The organism is Enterococcus sp. 4E1_DIV0656 (assembly GCF_002140695.1).
GTDB classification, from domain to species: Bacteria; Bacillota; Bacilli; order Lactobacillales; family Enterococcaceae; genus Enterococcus_D; species Enterococcus_D entomosocium.
On sequence record NZ_NGLF01000001.1, the window covers coordinates 114,961 to 134,505 of the forward strand.

A 19,545-nucleotide genomic window follows, 5' to 3' on the forward strand; every position below is an offset into this window, starting at 1 on the left:
TTTATTTTGCCAACCATTGTTCAACTGCCCATTTATGGCTGCCTCGTTTTAATCGCTGAATCGCTTCTTCTGGCGTATGCCATGACAACTGATTGGTTTCTTCTGTCGGTTCACAGACTTTTTTCCATTTGGTCATTAAATAGAAATAGCCGGGATGATGGTAAAATGTATCGCGATGGCGTGAATAGAAGTATTCAACTGCCTCCCCTAAATAGGCAGCGATCTCCCCTTCAAATCCAAGTTCTTCTATTAATTCTCGCTGGATCGCTTCTTCTTTGGTCTCATTTGGTTCAATTTCACCGCCTGGTAAAAAATAGGCGCCATTGGGTGCTTGTACCAAGATCACTTCATTTTTTTCATTTGGAAGAACGACATACGCGCCATATCTTGATTTGTATGGTTTCCCCGCTTCTTTTTCCCCGAACACAATTTCCTTTTCTGGCATGATTCCCTCCACCAACACTTTCTTTCCATTTTACCCTATGCCAATAGTCTGGACAAGCTGGAAATAACGCTCTGTTGTCTTTTATTCGTTATAAAATGATAAAATATGTTATCATACAACTATCAAGATCGAAAGGATGATTTACCCATGAAAATGGCTCACACTTGTGTCCGCGTCAAAGACTTAACGGCTTCTCTAGATTTTTATCAAACTGCCTTTGGTTTTGAAGAATCTCGCCGTCGTGATTTTCCTGAACATCAATTTACTTTGGTTTACTTAACATTGCCTGGAGATGACTACGAGCTAGAGTTGACATATAACTATGACCATCCTGGCTATGAGTTAGGCGACGGCTATGGCCACATCGCCATCAGTACCGATGATCTAGAAGCGCTTCATGAGAAGCACCAAGCTGCCGGATTTGACGTCACTGACTTGAAAGGACTACCAGGGACTTCTCCATCTTACTATTTTGTGAAAGATCCTGATGGTTATAAAATCGAAGTTATTCGCGAAAAATAAAGCGAAGATGCTCGAAAAAAGGACCTCGTGTCCTTTTTTCTTTTCGTTCCATTTACTTATAGAAAGGTTTGATCAAATGAAACCCATTATCGGCATCGCTGCTAATGAACGGCCAATGATTGAAGAAGCAGAACATTGGTTGTCCTATACACCCAAAAATTTTGTCACCCATATCCAACAAGCCCAAGGCATTCCCCTAATATTACCAATGGGTGTCGTGGAAGATGCTGCGACTTACATCAGCAAAATCGATAAACTCTTGTTAGCCGGTGGTCATGATGTCTCCCCTGATCATTATGGCGAAGATCCTCATCCTTTGATTCAAGGCATTCATCCTGATCGTGATGTCTTTGAATTGGCATTGATCAAAGAAGCAGTGGCTCAAAACAAACCCATCTTTGGAATCTGCCGCGGCATGCAGTTACTAAATGTCGCATTTGGTGGGAGTTTGTACCAAGATCTCTCTTTGATCGATCACCCAACGATCAAACACGTGCAATTACCAACGTTCTTTCAATTCCCTACACATCGGGTGGAAATCAAGGCAGACAGTCGTTTGGCTGCTCTTTTAGGCACAACCTATCAAGTCAATTCTTTTCATCACCAAGCAGTCAAAACAGTTGCAGATGATTTCAATGTGACCGCCACCGCTCCTGATGGTGTTGTTGAAGCCATTGAATCCACCGCCTATGGCGCACCGATCTTAGGCATTCAGTGGCATCCTGAGCTAGCCGCTCACAAGCTGCCTTCTGAGCAATCGATCTTCGACTTTTTTGTGCAGGAATTCTAAAGGCCTGCACCTTGTTTTCTAGATGCTAGCCAATAAAAAACGCCCGATCACAAAAAGGATCGGGCGTTTTGTTTATTTCTCATTTTTCATTAACACCAGTGATTGTTTCAACGTTGCCAAGATGCCATTGTCGTTATAGATCAAGACATTTGATTTGTACATTTTTGCAGAAACCAGCATCAGGACGATCGTGGTAACAGCAAGGATCCCTACTGAAATCAACGCTCCGCCAATCCCCACTGTATCATTAGCAAGCCGTACTGGCATAATATACGAGGACAAGAATGGGATATAAGAAGTTACTCGTAAAACAACGTTATGCGGATCCATACCGCCTAGTACGATTCCTAGCATATACCCGCCCAACGAAAGATACGTCACTGGAATAATGGCTTTCGCCGTATCTTCTGCTTTGTTCACTAACGACCCGCAAAGGGCTGACAAGACAGAATAGATCAAGATTCCTAAGAAGACGAAAACGATCGCAAACACGAGGAAAGGACCAAAAATGCCATCTGATGAAAAACTTGCCAATAAGTCTTTTACCATGGAGTTGTCCTTGATCCAGAAATAACTCCCGCCAAAAATCGCAACATACGCAACTAGCTGGGTCGCTGCAACCATGATCACCCCAGTTAATTTGGCGTAGTAATGGGTTTGTGCTCGCGTACTAGACAAAATGACTTCCATAATGCGCGTTCCTTTTTCAGAAGCAATTTCTTGCGCAATGATTTGTGCGTAAGTGATGATAAAGAAAAAGAGAACGATTGTTGCGATGGTACTAACTGCTGCTTGCATCGCGGTATTATCTTCTCCATAGGTCATTTCGCCACCTTCACTGAAGGAAACTTTTTGCCGGTCAAGTGGTGCAACTTCACTAAGAACTGCCACTTGCTCAGCAGTCAAACCAAGCTCGCTAGCTCGAAAGGATGACTGCAAGCCCGTCAATAATTGTTGGATCGTCAGCTCTAAAGCTTGCCCCATCGAGGACTCGCTTAATAATTCCCCTTGCAGCGTATCCCCTGAAGCAGTAATAACTAACAAGGCATCAGCATCTTTGTCAGCCAACTGTTGTTGTCCTTGTTCTTCGCTTTCCACAACTTCAAATTCATAATCATCGCTACTTTGCTCCACAAAGGTCTGCGCAATGGCTGGTTCATTCGCATAAACGACAATTTTATCCACACTGCTCATACCATCGGCAAAGTAACTAATCAGATAAAATCCGCCCATTGCAATGAATGGAACCAATATCATAATCAAAAACGAAATTGATTTGATATTTTTCTTATAAACATCTAATGCGATTACCCAAAACTTATTCATTTGTTTTTCCTGCCTTCCGCTTAAAGATTTCTTCTAACGTTGGCGGTTGTTGATTGAACATAGGGATATAACCATCCGCCGTCGCTAAATCAAATAAGGTTTTTCCTACTGCAGGATCAGCGATCGTAATATCATAGCTGCCGTCTTCTCTGGCAATGACTTCCTCAACACCTGCCACTGCCAAAAGCTGTTCTTTCGTCAAATTAGACTCCAAATAAACTTTCGTTCGTCCAAAGGATTCACGAATTTCATGGACCTTTCCGTTTAAGACAGTTTGACCATCCCTTAGCATAATCAAGTGGTCACAGATTTTTTCTACGTTATCCATATTATGACTGGAGAAGATGACACAAGAGCCATTTTTTTTCAGTTCAATGATCCCGTTTTTCAACAGTTCCGCGTTGACTGGATCTAAGCCACTAAACGGTTCATCTAGAATCACTAATTTTGGTTCATGGATCAACGTTGAAATTAGCTGAACTTTTTGCTGATTTCCTTTTGATAAAGATTTGACTTTATCAGTTTTCTTGCCTTTGACTTTAAACTTGTCCATCCAATAGTCGATTTTGGGTACGATGTCTTCTTTCTTTTTACCACGTAAACGCGCGAAGTAGATCAATTGATCTTCAATCGTGACTTTTGGATACAAGCCGCGTTCTTCTGGCAGATAGCCAATAAGATTGTATTCTTTTTCACTAATTTTGTGACCATCCCATAATACTTCTCCTTGATCGGCTTTCAAAAAATCCAAGATCAATCGGAATGTCGTCGTTTTTCCTGCTCCGTTTTGACCAATTAATCCCATAATCTGACCATCATTGATGGTAAAAGACAATTGATCGACTGCTGTATAATCCCCAAATGTTTTTACTAGCTGTTTTGCTTCTAACACATGCTCACCTTCCCTGTCTAATAAAATATGTCACTAAAGAAAAAACCGATAATGGCACCAACGATTGCTCCTGCAACCATCAAGATGATAGAGTCGCGGATCACCCGTTGGCGTTTCGCCAGTTTCTCTGGTTCATTGTAATAACTTGCTCGATTTTTGTATAAAAATTTCATCAAAATCGTGGTCAATCCTACCCCTATCGGAATAAATACTAGCCCAGTAATCAATCCTAGCCCAAAGGACCAAAAGGGATTTGTACGAATATTGAAATAACGAATGGAAAAATAAATCACTGCTAAAATTGCTAAACTGACCACTGAAAACAGAATCGATTTTTTCATCAAATAGCGCGTCTCATTATCGATTCGTTCTTGATAGCTTTCTTGATCGCTGAAAATCGCTGGTGTATCCGGAGATGCTTTAAAATAAAAATACCGATCTTTATAATTGCTGATATAGGTCCAGCCCCCAGCTTGATACATCGCTAGGTAATCAACGATCTCAGAAGGATCTCCTTCGAAAAAGTCCACTGCATATTTGGTCGTTTCCGATTTTCCTTTGATAAACTTCAAAAACCCTAACCGATTCATCTTCACAAAATGCCAGCCCATTGACGCTTGTTTTTGTAAACGAACCATTTCCTTTTCCGGATAATAGGCGACTCCAAGAGAAAGAAGATATTTCTTATTGATGCCCATCTTGTTCCCCTCCTAACGCTTCGAAGACCTGTTCTCCGATTTGATAAAATAGTTTGCGTCGCTGAATATCTTTCTCCAGAACCTGTCTTCCTTCTGGTGTAATCTGATAGATTTTTTTTCGATCGACGCTTTCTTCTAAATCGATCCACCCCTTTTTCGTCAGCTTTTTCAAAATCGTATACATCGTCGCGGGGCCAATCTCAAATGTTCCTTGGCTTAGCTCATGGATTTGTTTCATAATGACATACCCATGTTTTGGCTTTAAAAGCGCTAATAAAATCAAATAGGTTGAATCTGTCAATGCCTCATCCATTTGATTCCTCCATCCCACTAACTATATCACTTAATGATATATTATCGAATGATATAGCCAGCGTCAATCTTTTTTTTGGGGAAAATAAAAGCCGTCTCCGTTGACGGAAACGACTTTTGATCATTAATTAGCAATTTTGACAGGCGTATTATAAGGCATGTTATAGTAAAACCATTTGGCATCCGGCACTGCTAATCGAATACAGCCATGAGAAGCCCGAGTGCCTAATTTTCGTCCTTCAACGGAACTAAAAGCATTGGTGGACCAAGCGATACTCGTTGGGATCGTATGGAATAAATAGACCCCATGGTCTTTAAAGGAACGGTAGTAGGCGGCTCCTGAAAAAGCTAAGCCTTTTTCTGCTTGGATGCGAAAATTCCCTAAAGGTGTTGGTGTATTGAAGGCACCGGTCGAGCAAAGCATCGTATAAATCACTTTATTCCCTGATTTGATATAAACCCGCTGTTTGCTGATGGATACTTCAATATTTAAGTTTTGAACGTTTAATGAAGGATATTTTCCTCCAGTAGTATACATCCAAAAGTTACTATTTACATTTGTGGTTTGATTTTCCTTGACCCAACCGATTCGACCGGCTGGCGAAACGAGATACAGGTAGTTGCCATCACTCGTTTTTGCTAGTTTGGTCGCTTGTGCCATATACCCTTTGTAGGCACTCTTTTTCCCAAGTTTCGTACTATTTGGATCAGCTTTTTCAAAGAAATTGCCATCCCCATTCTTGACGACCACGTAGCGGCTAATGTTGCTTTGAGAGGTGATCGTATGGGCATTAGTCACCCCACTTGCATTGATGTAACCCAGCCACTTGTTATTGAGATAAAGTGAATAGTAGGTGGAGCCGTTGAAATGTTGATATTTCCCAGTAACTTGAATATTCTTGTTCATATAATCAGCGCTGCTGCCTTTTTTCTTCGCAAAAGCTAAATCTTGCCATAAGGTATAATTCTTACTTTTTAGGCGGACTGTGCGTTTTTCACTTTGCCAAGTACCGCCTTGATTGTTGGCAACCGTTGCTGCATCGGCATTTAAGTAGCCGATCCATTTTCCGTTAGCATCATAAAGGGACAAGTAGACACCGCCATTGACATGGTTATATCTTCCTTTTGCAAGATAGGTTTTTCCCGCTAATTTCGTTGTAGTATTTTTCTTACTCGACCAGCGAAAATTGCCCCAAATCGTGTAATTTTTCTTGGTCAATGTCACATATTTTCCGTAGGATTGATAGGCACCTTGTGCATCCGTCGTTAACTTAACACCCGAGGCATTGATATAGCCTAGCCATTTATTGTTATTTGTATAAAGGGAATAGTACGTCGACCCATTCAAATGACGATATTTACCAGTAACTTTGACTGTTTTGCCATTTAAAGCGGCTGTCGTTCCTTTCTTCGCTGTCCAATTAAAATTTTGCCATAGCGTATAATTCCCGCTGATGATCGTGGCATATTTTGATTCAGACTGCCATGCACCCCCAGGAGTTGTCGCTAACTTAACACCGGCGGCTTTTATCCAACCGATGAGAACATTTTTATTTGAATACAATGCGTAATAGACTACGTTATTATTCGTCGTGAATACTTCTTTGATTTCAAAGGTTTGACCATTAATGCTTGAAGAGGTGCTCGTTTTTTTATCTAAAAACACATCTTGCCAAAGCGGTTCTTTCGCACTTGTGATGGTTGCATATTTCTTCTCGGTTTTGAAGGTTCCGCCGGCAACTTTCACTGCTGCTTCTGCTACGACACCGATAACCTTTTGATCGTCGCGAATTTCAAGATAGGTCTGCTTATCGGTATCTTGATACCGTTTGACACTACGGTATACCTTGCCAGCTAATTCATCGATCGTTCCTTGTTCGATCAATTGATCCTTCTCAAAACGGTAAAGGATTTTTTGTGTTTCTGGATCCGTTGCTACGACCGGCTTGATTTTTACATATTGGTTTTTATCTGCAACTGGTTCAACATCAATGTTCCCAAGTTCTGGTTCTTCCGAAGTTTCTTCCGTCGATTGAGTAGATGAGTCTTGGGTGGCCTCGGTCTGACTGGTCTCAGTCGTAGCCGTGCCAGTACTTGACGTTGTTTCTGATGAAGAGGTAGACGTTGATGAGGACTCTGTTGTCGAACTTGACTCTATACTTTCAGTGCTGGCCTCTTGAGATGATGCTGCGCTTTCTTCTGAGAAACTTACTGACGTAGTCTCTTGCGCAGCGAAAGAAGCTGTTGTCGAATCTCCTTCATTTGCTGCATAGACTTGTGTGATCGTTCCTACGATGGGTGCGACCAGTACCCCAACAATCGCAACGCCTTGAAACAACCCGCGTTTCAACTTTTTCATTTTTATTCCCCCTTTAATCCTATTTTGGTATCACTTTCTTACTATATAAACGAGATATTTTTTAGTGCCACTCCCCACTTTAAGTATACCACTGCCGAAAGAAATATCTAAAAAAAACCTCCCAAAAACAAAAAAGCAATAGCCTCTTTCGGCTATTGCTTCAAAAACACTTATTCTATTACATATGTTCCGCAACTAAAGCTTTCAATTGATCTTTTGTATGCACCCCAATTGCTTTATCAACGACTTGACCGTCTTTTTTCAACAACAAAGTAGGAATAGACATGATCCCGAATGAAGCAGGTGTTTCAGGATTTTCATCCACATCCATTTTCACGATCTTCAATTCGTCTTCCTCATATTCATTCGCTAATTGTTCCAAGATCGGTGCTTGCATACGACAAGGGCCACACCAAGTTGCCCAAAAATCAATAAGGACTAAGCCTTTATCGGTTTCTTCTGAAAAAGTTTTATCGGTAATTTCTTTTGCCATCGTACTTCCCCTCCATTTTTAAAACTAAAAAAAGTATACCACGTATCCTAAGTTTTTTAAAATCGTCTGCTTACAAAAGGTAAGGGTTCTTAACGTTTAGTTAAACTTCACAATGGTCGCTCCATTGCCCCCTTGATTTGCTGGCGCAAATTCAAAACTTTTCACCGAGCGATGATTTTTTAGGTAGTCAGTGATCCCTTGACGCAATGCGCCAGTTCCTTTACCGTGAACGATCGTCACCTGCGGATAGCCTGCCAAAATTGCTGCATCCAAATACTGATCCACTTCATTTAGGGCTTCTTCGTACCGCTTGCCGCGTAAATCCAACTGATTGACCACTGGACTGCTGTCAGCAGAACGAATCGTATTAACGATACGCTGTGTAGGCTCCTTCACTGGCGCTGCTGGTTGGAGATCTGTTTCTGGCAAATTCATTTTCAGAATGCCGATTTGGACTTGCCACTGATTTTTACCGGCTTTTTTCAACAGTACCCCACGCTGCCCATAAGAAGTTACGAGTACCTCGTCTCCTTCTTTCAGCGTCTTGGCTGCTTTGGCTTTTTGCAGAACCTTGTTTTTTTGCAGATGTTCTTCTTGCTGCAGTCCTGATAGCTTGGTGCGCGCGTCGATCAGTTCGTGTTCTTTGACCTTCGTTTGACCGCCGGCTAACTGCATTTTACGAATATCGGCAATGATTTTTTCAGATTCCTCTTTAGCCTCTTCTACGATTTGATTGGCTTTTTGACGGGCTTTTGCCAATTCTTTTTCGCGTTCTTCAAAGAAATAACTGTAAGCTGCTTCTAATTCTTGGTGCAAGCGGGCTGCTTCTTTTACATGATGACGAACTTCCAGATACTCGGTTTCCGTCATTTTTCTTCGATTTTCTAAATCAGCGATCATTTCATTCAGGTCTTGGCTTTCTCCGTCCATGATCTCTTTGGCTTGATCAATGATCGTCTCTGGCAAGCCAAGTCTTTTCGAAATCTCAAACGCATTGCTTCGTCCCGGAACCCCGATCAACAAGCGATAGGTCGGACTTAAGGTATCGACATCAAACTCCATAGAGGCGTTGATCGTATTGGATCGGTTATAGCCATAAACTTTCAATTCTGGATAATGGGTCGTCGCCATGACATAAGCCGACTTAGCCCCGAGTTCGTCCAAAATCGCAATTGCTAGTGCTGCCCCTTCTTGGGGATCGGTCCCAGCACCTAGTTCATCAAAAAGCACCAGACTTGTTTCGTCGACTTTTTTCAACACATCAACGATCGTTGTCATATGTGAAGAAAAGGTCGATAGACTTTGCTCAATGGATTGTTCATCACCAATGTCCGCAAAAATCTCATTGAAGATCCCCATTTGGCTTTCTTCTTCTGCCAAGATTGGTAAGCCGGCTTGGCCCATGATCTGCAATAGCCCTAATGTTTTTAAGGTGATGGTTTTCCCGCCGGTATTCGGCCCAGTAATGACAACAGCTTGATAGTCTTTTCCAATCGTAATATCGTTAGGAACGACTTTTTCTTGATCGATCAATGGATGACGTGCTTGTTTAAAAAAGACATGGTTATCTTGATTGATCGCTGGTACGATTGCCTTCATCTCTTTCCCAAAACGAGCCTTGGCATTCATGAAATCCATGATTCCGATCACATATGCATTATGGAGGATCTCTCTTTGGTACGGAGCTAACTCTGCTGATAATTCCGCCAAAATACGAGTGATTTCGTCCCGTTCCGCAATTTGATGCTGACGCAAGCGGTTATTTTGTTCCACTACTTGTTTCGGTTCGATAAACAAGGTTTGACCAGATGAACTTTGGTCGTGAACCACGCCGCCGAAAACACCTCGGTATTCTTGTTTGACTGGAATCACATAACGCTCATTTCGCATGGTTACGATCGTATCACTTAGATACTTTGCATTGCCACCTCGGACGATGCCATCCAATGTCTCACGGATCGTCCGTTCTGCTCGTCGGATCGATTGACGAATTCCCCGAAGTGCTGGAGAGGCATCGTCTGTGACTCGGCCATCCTCATCGATAGCTTCTTTCAAGCGACGATTCAAGGTTGGTAAAGAAACCAACTGTTCTTCCCAGTGATACAAGCGGGAAAATTCAATCTCACTTTCAGACAAATCAGCAAAAAAGCGTTTCAATTCCTGCGTAGTTGATAAGACGCGGGCAACTTGTGCCAATTCAACGCCGTTTAAATCTGCGCCGATTTCGATCCGTTTCATTTGGGGACGAATATTCTCAATTTTTGGTACAGGGATTCCGCCTCTTAAACGCTGGATCTTGATCGCGTCTTCTGTTTCTGCTAGCCAAGAGGAAATGACTTGCGCATCACTTGATGGCACAAGCTTTGCTAAGGCTTCTTTTCCTTGGGCTGTTACGATATACTGACCGATTTGACTCTTTACTTGTTCAAATCCTAAAACATCAAGGATCTTAGTATTCATTCTTTTCTCACCTGCTTTGTTTTAACTTTTTGTTCCTAAGAAAAAGGCAGAATGGCTCTGCAACCATCTGCCTGCTTTTTACCCAATCACATCTGTGATCCACAATCGATAGAAGTAATCTGAGAGAATCGGTGACCGATCAACGATGAAATTCGCAGTTCCGCTCGTTTCAAACAGATTTTGAATCGTGGCAAACGGGATCATTGAGAGAATCATGAAAAACATATACAAATTGATATACATCAAGATGACATTCAAAACACCCGCAACTGCCCAGTCATAGCCGCCTAAAAAACGTAGGCGTTTGTAACGCAAACTGTCTGCAAAAATCACTAATAGTTTGGTGATCAGCCAACCAGCAAAGAGTACCATCACAAAAGCGATGGCCGCATAATAGGCTTTGTCTAAATCTAAAGCCAGTTCCATATCGTAGTATTTTAACTTTGAATCCGCCGTTACTGACATATAAGGAACATAGAGCTCAATTTTTTTCGCAATTTCTTGGTAATTCGCAACTGCAAAGAAAAAAGAGAGCAAATAGCCCAAAACTGAGACCAATTGTAAACTGGTTCCGCGCCGCGCGCCGCCGTAAAAGGCTGCCAACAACAAAACCAAGACAAATAATCCAATCATTTAGGAATCCTTTCTACGCCGCACTACCCATGGGCTGTCTTTTCTTGAATTTTTCGTTTCCTTTGTTCATTTAAGATCTGTTGTGCTTCCACATGATTATGGATCTCCACATCACTGCGACCTGTCTCATCGAGAACTTTCCGTGCTTCGGATTCGATTGCTTCGATCCGCTTGATGCGATTCTCAAGCTCCGTTGCTTTAATGGCTTGTCCCCGCAACTCGTCCACTTTTTTTTGTAGGACCAAAAGCTGTTCTTGTTTTTTCAGCTGGTCGGAAACAGCGTTGATCGCTAATAAGATCGACGCTTGTTCTTGATCGGTTTGTGGCGATAATTGCATAATCTCAAGCAGTTGGTCATTGACCAATCTTGTCACCATATCCATGTGTTCTTTGCTTTCGCGTCCAATAATCGTGTAACTTTGATTCGCGATAACTGCTTTATAGCGTTTCTTTTGCTCCGTCATAGGAATATTTCCTCCCATTGCTTACATTCTGCTCTATTCTATCACTTATTGAACATGTGTCGCAAACTCTTAACTATTATACGTGATTTTCTTATGAATTTCCATGCCAATCGTTTGTTTGCTGATCGTCTTAGTAAAAAAGAATAAGAAGTATGGTAAAATCTTAAAGTATCCTTTTGTCTACCTAAGAAAAGACAAAAAAACAGGAGGAATCAAATGAGTACGATCGTTATCAAAGTACCAACTTCAACTATCAAAAAGATGCAGCAATTTTACCAACGAGAACTGCTGGCTAAGAAAGTTCCTTATACAGTGTTTGTCGCCAAAAAAGGGCCAACAACGATCACTGCTTATACGTCTGGAAAAGTCATGTTTCAAGGAGCGACTGCCGAAAAAGAAGCTTCCTTATGGGGCGATTCGGCAAGTGCTGTACCGGATAAGAAAAAAGCGACTGTTTCAACCACTGCGTTGCCAGCAGGATTTAGCGAAAAAAGCGTCGTCGGCAGTGACGAGGTCGGCAACGGCAGTTATTTCGGTCCTTTGGTGGTCTGTGCCGTCTATGCCAAAAAAGAGCAATTGCCACAGCTGAAAGCCTTAGGTGTCAAGGACTCAAAAATGCTGACAGATCCAGAGATCCGTAAGATGGCGCCGAAAATCAAAGAATTGGTTCCTTACCAATTGCTCACTGTTACACCCAGCAAATACAACGAGATCCAACCAAAATACAACACGGTCCGAATGAAAGTTGCTTTGCATAATCAAGCCATTCGTTTGCTTTTGCAAAAGATTGCTCCTGAGACACCAGATGCCATTTTGATCGATCAGTTCACAAGCGAAAAAAATTATCGCACTTATTTAAAGTCGGAACAAGCAGCGGTTACCGAAAAGCTCTATTTTGCGACGAAAGGTGAACAATATCATCTAGCAGTAGCGGCAGCCTCTATTTTATGTCGTACAGTCTTTTTGGATGAATTAGATGCAGCCTCTAAAGAAGTCGGTTTGCGCTTGCCTTCTGGCGCCCACGCAGCTGCTGACCAAGTTGCCGCAAAATTACTGCAGCAAGGTGGCATAGCACTATTGGGCAAATATGCCAAACTGCATTTTGCGAATACCGAAAAAGCACAGAAACTCGCTAAACTGTGAGTTCTCGTATTTTCAAAAAAACTGCCACTGCTTCTGATAAAGGAAGCAGTGGCAGTTTTTGTCCTCAGTACCAGTTGAATGCTGCGAATCAAAGCCCTAAGCCCGCTGCTTCGATTCCCATCGTGATCAACCCAGCCAAATAGTTTTCTGAAAACCGATCTGAAAAGTGTAACTTTGGTAAGACGCCATAATGAAACACTGCTGCCAGCTGCTTTTCCAAAAAAGAGCGCGGCACAAGCGCCTGCCACTCAGAGGGCAAAAACAAAATGACTTGATGCGGGTCCGTGACTGCCACGATCGCTTGAAGAGTGGCAGTCACTTGCTCTTGGATCGCCTCTGTTGCCATAGGGTAAGAAACTTTGTAAAGATGCGGCAAATGCTTGATTTCGCCACTTAAATGGTTGGCTCCTTTAAAGAGCTGTTGGTCGATGACCAGTCCCGCACCTGGCGGATAATTTTTCGGAAAATAAATGCCAGCCACGATTTTTTTCTCTTCTTTGAAATGGAATACCGATGCATTCACGTCATTCTCAATAAGCGTTTTTACCGCGATCTCCTTTTCAATCAATTCCCCTAGCGCCATGTCCTTAAATGCAGGAGCATCCATGATCTTCAGTCTTCCAGCAATTTCCACACCAGGAATTCCCACGACTGCCAAGCTGATTTTCGGGTATTCCTGTTTTATCTGACGAATCACTTGCAAGAACTGCGGCAATCGGCCCTCTGCTGACTGCTCATGATGCAAAATGTTCCCGACGAGATCGACGACTGAAAAACGAATCACGATCTGCTGGTCTTCTTCGATAAACTGAATGATCAACAACAGTGTCCGTTGCGCATTGTACTGGTAAGCCGCAGCTTGACGTCCTCCCGTTCGTTGCGGTTGATCCGTCGTCAAAAGCAACTGCTTTTCTATCAATTCAGGAAGCAGCTTGTTGATCGTTACCACGCTTAATTGAGAGGCATCTGCCAGTTGGCGCTTGGTCATAGGCGCTTGCTGCTGTTTTAGCAAATCCAGCAATACTGCCTGATTATGTAATTTAATGGTCGTTGGCTGATAAGCTTTCATTTTTCTCCCCCTCAACGCTCCTATTTTAACAGATAAAAAGCTGGGAATATACCTTTATTAATTTTGTTAACAAAGGTATAATAGAAGCAACTTATTAAACAAAGTTTACTAAGTTCAAAAAGGAACGAAGAAAGAACGACGCATGTTGCTTATTAAAGGAGTTGTCAATAATGAAAATTGAACACATCGCACTATATGTCAATGATTTAGAAAAAATGAGAACATTTTATGAAACCTACTTTCAGGCGGTCAGCAACCAAAAATATCATAATCCGAAAACAGGCTTTCAGTCCTATTTTTTGACCTTTGATTCTGGAAGTCGGTTAGAATTAACGACCAAGAAATTTTTAAGCCCTCGTGTCAGTGAGAGCTTAGGCTACACTCACCTTGCGATTGCAGTAGGTGATCAAGCTGACGTTGATCGATACGCTCAACGGTTTGTTGAAGATGGCTACCCTCTTTTAAATGGTCCTCGTACGACAGGCGATGGCTATTATGAAGCAGTTGTCCAAGACCCCGAAGGCAATTTGATTGAATTAACCACCGACGATTTACCGTCTTAGAAAGGATTTTGCAATGAAAGAAGATTTTGATTATCAAGCGATGTTGGCTGGTCAACTGTATCAAGCTGCCGGTATTCTCCCTGAGAATGGCTCAGTGGAGGGGAAAAAACGTGCCCAGGAAATCAACCTTTTACCAGTCGATGACCGAGAAGGAATCATCGCCAAAGAAAAAGCACTCTTTGGCAAATTTGGGCAGCATTGCTTTATCCAACCACCCCTTTTTGTCGACTATGGTCGCCATGTTGAGATTGGTGATCACTTTTATGCCAATATGGATTGCATTTTTTTAGATGTCAATAAGATTCTGATTGGTGATCATGTGATGGTGGGACCACGGGTCAGCTTCTATACAGCCGGCCATCCGATCGATTCTGTGATCCGCAGTCAAGATTTGGAATTTGGCCTACCGATCACCGTCGAAGATTACGTTTGGATCGGAGGCAATAGTACGATTTTACCAGGTGTCACGATCGGCAAACATGCCATCGTCGCTGCTGGTTCCGTCGTCACAAAAGATGTGCCGCCGAATACGATCGTCGGCGGCAATCCAGCCCGTCTGATCCGTGAGATTCAGCCGACTGACAAAGAGCATTGGGAAACGGCCGCCCAGCTTTATTATCAAAAACGAGCAGACTGGCAGAAGCAGCAAAAATAACGAAACAAAAGGAGACGCCATGATTTTTACAGACTATCACGTTCATAGTGATTACAGCGATGATTCTTGGTATTTGATGGAAGATGTAGTCAAAGACGCCATTAACCTAGGCTTAGCAGAAATCTGCTTTACCGATCATGTGGATTATGGGGTCAAAGAAGACTGGCAAGCGACGGATGCGTACCTCGTCGGAGCCAATAAAGTCGTAAAAAATGTCTACTACGACTTGTATTTTACCGAACTGGCACGCTTAAAGGAAACATACAGTGACCAAATCAAGCTAAAAACTGGGCTGGAATTTGGGATGCAAATGCACACGATCCCACAATTTACCCGTCTTTATCATTCGCATCCCTTTGACTTCATTTTACTTTCCGTTCATCAGGTAGACGATCAAGAATTTTGGACTGGAGAATTTCAAAAAGGACGCAGCCAACAGGAATGCTACGAGCGCTATTATGATGAAATGTATCAGCTGGTCACGACATATAAAGAGTATTCCGTCTTAGCTCATATGGATTTGATTCGTCGTTATTTAGATAAAGAGAAGGATGCTTTTGAACAAACGAAAGAACAAATCGCAGAGATCTTGAAAGTCGTGATCAAAGATGGCAAAGGCATTGAACTGAATACCTCTTCCCACCGTTACGGAATCAATGGGTATACGCCATCGATCGAGATCCTCAAGCTTTATCGTGACTTGGGGGGAAGCGTGCTAACCATCGGCAGCGACAGTCATAAACCAGAGCAGCTCAGGTTTCAAATCAAAGAGGGACAAGATCTTTTACGATCATTAGGATTTACTGAACTCTGTACGTTTGAACAGATGCAGCCGATTTTTCATCGTTTTGCTTAACCTGCACAAAAGCTCCGTCTTTTGCAAAAATCATCCCCTCGTCTTTCGTTATGAACCTAAGTATTTTAAACAACAAAAAGAACGACCGCTTCAATCTGCGGTCGTTCTTTTTTTAGACATTAGTTCGTCCATGCAGCAACTTCTTCTGGGTGATTGGCTACCCAATCTTTGGCTGCATCTTCGGCTGATGTTCCGTCATTGATTGCTAACATGACTTCTTCCATATCTTCTTGTGTCCAGTTGAAACGATCAAGTACTTCGTAAACTTCTGGCATGTCATCTGCTAATCCTTGGCGTACAACAGTGTTGATGCTTTCTGCTTCACCCATTGTTCCTTCTGGATCATCCAGATATTTCAGATCATATTTCGCAAACATCCAGTGTGGAGACCAACCAGTAATAACGATCTCATCTTGGTTCTTGATGGCTTGGCCCAATGCCACTGTCATCGCTCCAGAAGAAGAGGTAGCGACATTCCAATCTGAAAGGTTGTCATACGTCGCAACCGTATTCTCCGCTGCATTCACGACACCAGCTCCTGGTTCGATACCAGTGATGGTTTTTCCAGCTTCGTCAGAAAGGTCGGCGATGGAATCTACATCCATATAACTTGGGACAACGATCCCCAGTTTTGCCCCTTCTAAGTTAGGACCTAAGTTCTCGACTTGGTCTTGGTACTGTTCATACTGGGATTGATGCGTAGATGGCAGCCAAGCAGCAACCATCCCGTCAACTTCCCCTTTTGCCACCGATTCCCACATGATGGCATTATCCAAAGGCGTCGTGTTGACTTCGTAGCCCATTTGCGACAAGACTTCTGCCACCACATGGGTAGATGCGACTTCCGTATCCCATTCGACATACGCCAAGTTCACCGTGCCTTTGCTGTCAGAAACATTTCCAAAGGCAAACGATGCGCCAATCAAAGCAACGACTGCCGCTGCAGCAATCCCGCCAAAAAGACGTTTTTGTTTGCGACTTGTCTTGCTGGCTGCTTTTTGATGTGCCGAACGATTCAAATTCTGGGTAAAGCGATCCATGATGATCGCTAAAATAACTAAGGATACCCCACTGACAAATCCGTTACCGACTTGTGCTCGTTGCAAGGCGGACAAGACGCCGCGCCCTAACCCAGGAGCACCGATCATTGACGCGATCACGACCATTGATAATGCCAGCATCGTGGTTTGGTTGACCCCAGCCAAAATAGTGCTTTTGGCTAGTGGCAATTCTAATTTGATCAGTTTTTGCCAGCCAGTCCCACCGAAGGAATCAGAGGCTTCCACCAATTCACGAGAAATTTGGCGAATCCCTAAGTTCGTCATCCGAACGGTTGGTGGTAGAGCAAAGATCACTGAGGCGAAGACCCCAGGAACCATCCCGATCCCAAAGAAAGCAACCGCAGGAATCAAATAAACGAAACCAGGCATCGTTTGCATAAAGTCTAAGATCGGCGTCACGATACTTTGCGCTTTTTCGCTTTTCGCCATTAAGATTCCTAGTGGAATCCCAATGATTATCGAAACCAAACTCGACAATAAGACCAACGTCACGGTGTTCATCAAGTCTGTCCATAACCCTTGGTTATAGATGAACAGCAACCCGACAAAAGTAAAAGCTGGCAAGCCGAATTTTTTGCGTGAAACGAAAAAGGCAGCAGCCGTCAATAAGACGATCATCAACAACGGTGGTACAAACAATAATACATTTGTAATAGCGTCCATGATAAATTGTCCGAAAGACTGTAAGGCTGAAAACAATCCACTGAAAGTTCCTGTTAGCCAATCAGTAAAGTTTTCGACCCAATCAGCCACCGGAATCGTATGTTGTAAGAAATTATCCATTTGTCACTACCCCTTCCTCTGCTAGAGCGGCTGAATCGGTCTCAGCCAACGCTTCAATCACGCTTCCGCGGATCACGACTCCGATCAAACGATCGTTTTCTACCACGGCTAAAGGTGTAGGCGAATCATAGATCAAATTGAAGATATCCGTTACCAGCATATCTTTATCAATCTTTTTAACATTTTTATCAATAACTTCCTTCAAGGTCAGATTGTTTTTCCGCGCCTCACGAGCAGACTCGGCTGTCAAGCTTCCTTTTAGGTGACGACGTTTGTCGACGGCTAACAACATGCTGACTTCTTCTTTCCGCATCCGGTTCAATGCTACGCTTGGTCCATCGATCTCGATGTTCGTCGTCAATGCTGGAACCATGATGTTTTGCGCAGTCAAGACTTTGGAACGATCGACATCTTCCACGAAATCACGCACGTATTGGTTGGCAGGATTCGTCAAAATATCTTCTCCTGTACCGATCTGCATGATCTGACCATCTTTCATTAAAGCGATCCGGTCACCGATCCGCAAGGCCTCGTTCAAATCATGGGTGATAAAGATGATCGTTTTTTGAACATTGGCTTGTAGTTCTAAAAGTTCATCTTGCATTTCACGGCGAATCAGCGGATCGAGTGCTGAAAAGGCTTCGTCCATCAAGAGGATCTCTGGATCATTGGCTAACGCACGGGCAAGTCCCACACGCTGTTGCATCCCTCCAGACAGCTGGTCAGGATATTGGTCTTTAAAAGAAAGCAATCCTGAGTTTTCTAACGCTTTTTCCGCTTTCGCTGTTCTTTCTTCTTTCGAGACCCCACGGACTTCTAGTCCGTATTCTGTGTTCTCTAAAATTGTCCGATGAGGGAAAAGGCCAAAGCTTTGGAAAACCATGTTGATTTTGTGACGGCGAACTTCTCGTAGTTCCTCTTTACTCATTTTGGCAACATCCACGCCATCTATGTAAATATCTCCGCCAGACGGCTCGATCAATCGATTCAATAGTCGAATCAATGTTGACTTCCCGCTTCCAGAAAGGCCCATGATGACGAAAATCTCGCCTTCGTTGACTTCAAAGTTCACATCATAGACCCCGACGGTGGCACCCGTTTTTTCTAAAATCTCGTTTTTGCTGCGTTGTTCTTTGACCATGGCAAGAGCTTGCTGCTTTTTCTTACCGAAGATTTTGGTTAAGTGTTCCACTTTAACTTTACTCAAATGATTAATACTCCTTTTTCTGAAAAATTTCACGAAAGTGACCATACTATCTTAACAAGATGTGGTCACTTTGTCAAAAAAAATTTCCCAATGCTTTTTCTTTTGCAAAAAAAGCATGGGAATCAGGAAAAAGAATTACGCTGAATGGTCCGTTGGATAGAAGAAATTGGTCATGCGCTGCAACGCCAGTTCATTTCCGACAAAATAAATCGTATTGCCTGCACTGAATTTCGCATAAGGTCCTGGTGACAACAACAATTCTTCGGTTGTTTGGATTGCGATGATCGTCGCCCCTGTGGCTTGCCAAATATTCAATTCATTGATACTTTTTTCCAAATGCTGCGCTTGTTCCGTCAACTGAAGTTCAAAGGGCACAAACGGACTCATATGGTGTACCTTTTTGGTCTGCTGCACTAACGTGTTCAACAAGTCAGAAAAATTATCCAGCTCTTGCTGCTGCCGCTCCACACTGTCTAAAATGTCTTGTCTGATTTCTTGGATCGACTGCACATCTTGGTATTGTTCAACAAAGGCCTGTGCTTTTTCCTTTGAAGCAATATAGGCGCCGCTGCCATGACGGACATCCATGATTTCTAAATCAACTAATACATTGATCGCTTTGCGGGCTGTTTCAGGAGAGACATTGAAATTGCTGGCTAACGTTGAGCGCGCATGGATCTTTTGCCCAACTTGGTAGCGATTTTCAACGATTCGTTCCGCGATCGCCACGGCAATCTGCTGATAACGAGGCAAAGCGACCTTCTTTTTATCTTGAAACTTATTCGTCATGATGAACTTCCTTTACTTTTTTTTC

The 19,545-nt window shown here is 42.8% G+C and carries 20 protein-coding genes; 6 read left to right on the plus strand and 14 right to left on the minus strand.

The features are described from left to right. Position 1 precedes the first annotated feature (1 nt). Complete coding sequence (locus A5882_RS00475; RefSeq protein ID WP_005234342.1) at positions 2–445, minus strand: NUDIX hydrolase; 444 nt, start codon at positions 443–445, stop codon at positions 2–4. Positions 446–592: 147 nt separating this feature from the next. On the opposite strand from A5882_RS00475, the gene A5882_RS00480 reads away from it, so the two are divergent. Both A5882_RS00480 and A5882_RS00485 read left to right on the plus strand, forming a co-directional pair. Further along, entirely contained in the window at positions 593–967 is a 375-nt protein-coding gene (locus tag A5882_RS00480) for a VOC family protein (RefSeq protein WP_005234340.1), read from the plus strand. Between the two features lie 76 nt (positions 968–1,043). After that, on the plus strand, positions 1,044–1,757 hold the full coding sequence (locus A5882_RS00485) for a gamma-glutamyl-gamma-aminobutyrate hydrolase family protein (protein WP_008380852.1): 714 nt from the start codon (positions 1,044–1,046) through the stop codon (positions 1,755–1,757). A 72-nt stretch (positions 1,758–1,829) separates the two neighbouring features. On the opposite strand, the gene A5882_RS00490 is transcribed toward A5882_RS00485, so the two are convergent. The 9 genes from A5882_RS00490 to zapA all read right to left on the minus strand — a co-directional run bounded on the left by A5882_RS00490 (position 1,830) and on the right by zapA (position 11,394). Then, positions 1,830–3,083, minus strand: a complete 1,254-nt coding sequence (locus A5882_RS00490) for an ABC transporter permease (RefSeq protein ID WP_008380850.1) — start codon at positions 3,081–3,083, stop codon at positions 1,830–1,832. After that, positions 3,076–3,975, minus strand: coding sequence for an ABC transporter ATP-binding protein (locus A5882_RS00495; RefSeq protein ID WP_005234329.1), 900 nt, complete (start codon positions 3,973–3,975; stop codon positions 3,076–3,078). Before A5882_RS00495 ends, A5882_RS00490 begins: the two co-directional genes overlap by 8 nt. 17 nt (positions 3,976–3,992) lie before the next feature. Further along, positions 3,993–4,673 carry a DUF2812 domain-containing protein gene (locus A5882_RS00500; RefSeq protein WP_005234326.1) on the minus strand — a complete coding sequence of 227 codons (681 nt, stop codon included), beginning with the start codon at positions 4,671–4,673 and terminating at the stop codon, positions 3,993–3,995. Next, positions 4,660–4,986, minus strand: coding sequence for a PadR family transcriptional regulator (locus A5882_RS00505; RefSeq protein ID WP_005234324.1), 327 nt, complete (start codon positions 4,984–4,986; stop codon positions 4,660–4,662). Before A5882_RS00505 ends, A5882_RS00500 begins: the two co-directional genes overlap by 14 nt. 123 nt (positions 4,987–5,109) lie before the next feature. Further along, the gene (locus A5882_RS00510; RefSeq protein ID WP_086372301.1) at positions 5,110–7,344 is read right to left on the minus strand and encodes a L,D-transpeptidase; all 2,235 of its coding nucleotides are present in this window, start codon (positions 7,342–7,344) and stop codon (positions 5,110–5,112) included. Positions 7,345–7,522: 178 nt separating this feature from the next. After that, a complete protein-coding gene (gene trxA, locus A5882_RS00515) occupies positions 7,523–7,837 on the minus strand; it encodes a thioredoxin (RefSeq protein ID WP_005228645.1) in 315 nt (104 codons plus the stop codon). A 96-nt stretch (positions 7,838–7,933) separates the two neighbouring features. Further along, the gene (locus tag A5882_RS00520) at positions 7,934–10,297 is read right to left on the minus strand and encodes an endonuclease MutS2 (protein ID WP_016612651.1); all 2,364 of its coding nucleotides are present in this window, start codon (positions 10,295–10,297) and stop codon (positions 7,934–7,936) included. A gap of 78 nt (positions 10,298–10,375) precedes the next feature. Continuing rightward, positions 10,376–10,930 (minus strand): CvpA family protein, encoded by a 555-nt coding sequence (locus A5882_RS00525; RefSeq protein ID WP_016612652.1) that lies wholly within the window; start codon positions 10,928–10,930, stop codon positions 10,376–10,378. Positions 10,931–10,953: 23 nt separating this feature from the next. Beyond that, positions 10,954–11,394, minus strand: a complete 441-nt coding sequence (gene zapA, locus A5882_RS00530) for a cell division protein ZapA (RefSeq protein WP_005228634.1) — start codon at positions 11,392–11,394, stop codon at positions 10,954–10,956. Between the two features lie 216 nt (positions 11,395–11,610). Between zapA and rnhC the strand changes: the two genes are divergently transcribed. Continuing rightward, positions 11,611–12,537, plus strand: a complete 927-nt coding sequence (gene rnhC, locus A5882_RS00535) for a ribonuclease HIII (protein WP_086372302.1) — start codon at positions 11,611–11,613, stop codon at positions 12,535–12,537. 88 nt (positions 12,538–12,625) lie between these two features. On the opposite strand, the gene A5882_RS00540 is transcribed toward rnhC, so the two are convergent. Next, complete coding sequence (locus tag A5882_RS00540) at positions 12,626–13,606, minus strand: ROK family protein (protein WP_086372303.1); 981 nt, start codon at positions 13,604–13,606, stop codon at positions 12,626–12,628. A gap of 170 nt (positions 13,607–13,776) precedes the next feature. On the opposite strand from A5882_RS00540, the gene A5882_RS00545 reads away from it, so the two are divergent. The 3 genes from A5882_RS00545 to A5882_RS00555 are packed head-to-tail and all read left to right on the plus strand — an operon-like array spanning position 13,777 to position 15,680. Next, complete coding sequence (locus A5882_RS00545) at positions 13,777–14,169, plus strand: VOC family protein (RefSeq protein ID WP_008380837.1); 393 nt, start codon at positions 13,777–13,779, stop codon at positions 14,167–14,169. Positions 14,170–14,182: 13 nt separating this feature from the next. After that, positions 14,183–14,824 (plus strand): sugar O-acetyltransferase, encoded by a 642-nt coding sequence (locus tag A5882_RS00550; RefSeq protein ID WP_086372304.1) that lies wholly within the window; start codon positions 14,183–14,185, stop codon positions 14,822–14,824. Positions 14,825–14,843: 19 nt separating this feature from the next. After that, the gene (locus A5882_RS00555; protein WP_016612656.1) at positions 14,844–15,680 is read left to right on the plus strand and encodes a histidinol-phosphatase HisJ family protein; all 837 of its coding nucleotides are present in this window, start codon (positions 14,844–14,846) and stop codon (positions 15,678–15,680) included. 119 nt (positions 15,681–15,799) lie between these two features. Here the strand turns inward: A5882_RS00555 and A5882_RS00560 are convergent, their stop codons facing one another. The 3 genes from A5882_RS00560 to A5882_RS00570 form a co-directional block, all read right to left on the minus strand. Continuing rightward, a complete protein-coding gene (locus A5882_RS00560) occupies positions 15,800–17,524 on the minus strand; it encodes an ABC transporter permease/substrate binding protein (RefSeq protein ID WP_005228611.1) in 1,725 nt (574 codons plus the stop codon). Then, positions 17,517–18,731 (minus strand): glycine betaine/L-proline ABC transporter ATP-binding protein, encoded by a 1,215-nt coding sequence (locus tag A5882_RS00565; RefSeq protein WP_042890221.1) that lies wholly within the window; start codon positions 18,729–18,731, stop codon positions 17,517–17,519. The genes A5882_RS00560 and A5882_RS00565 overlap by 8 nt, the downstream gene beginning before the upstream one ends. 135 nt (positions 18,732–18,866) lie before the next feature. Beyond that, positions 18,867–19,520 (minus strand): GntR family transcriptional regulator, encoded by a 654-nt coding sequence (locus A5882_RS00570; protein WP_005234303.1) that lies wholly within the window; start codon positions 19,518–19,520, stop codon positions 18,867–18,869. Positions 19,521–19,545: the final 25 nt, after the last annotated feature.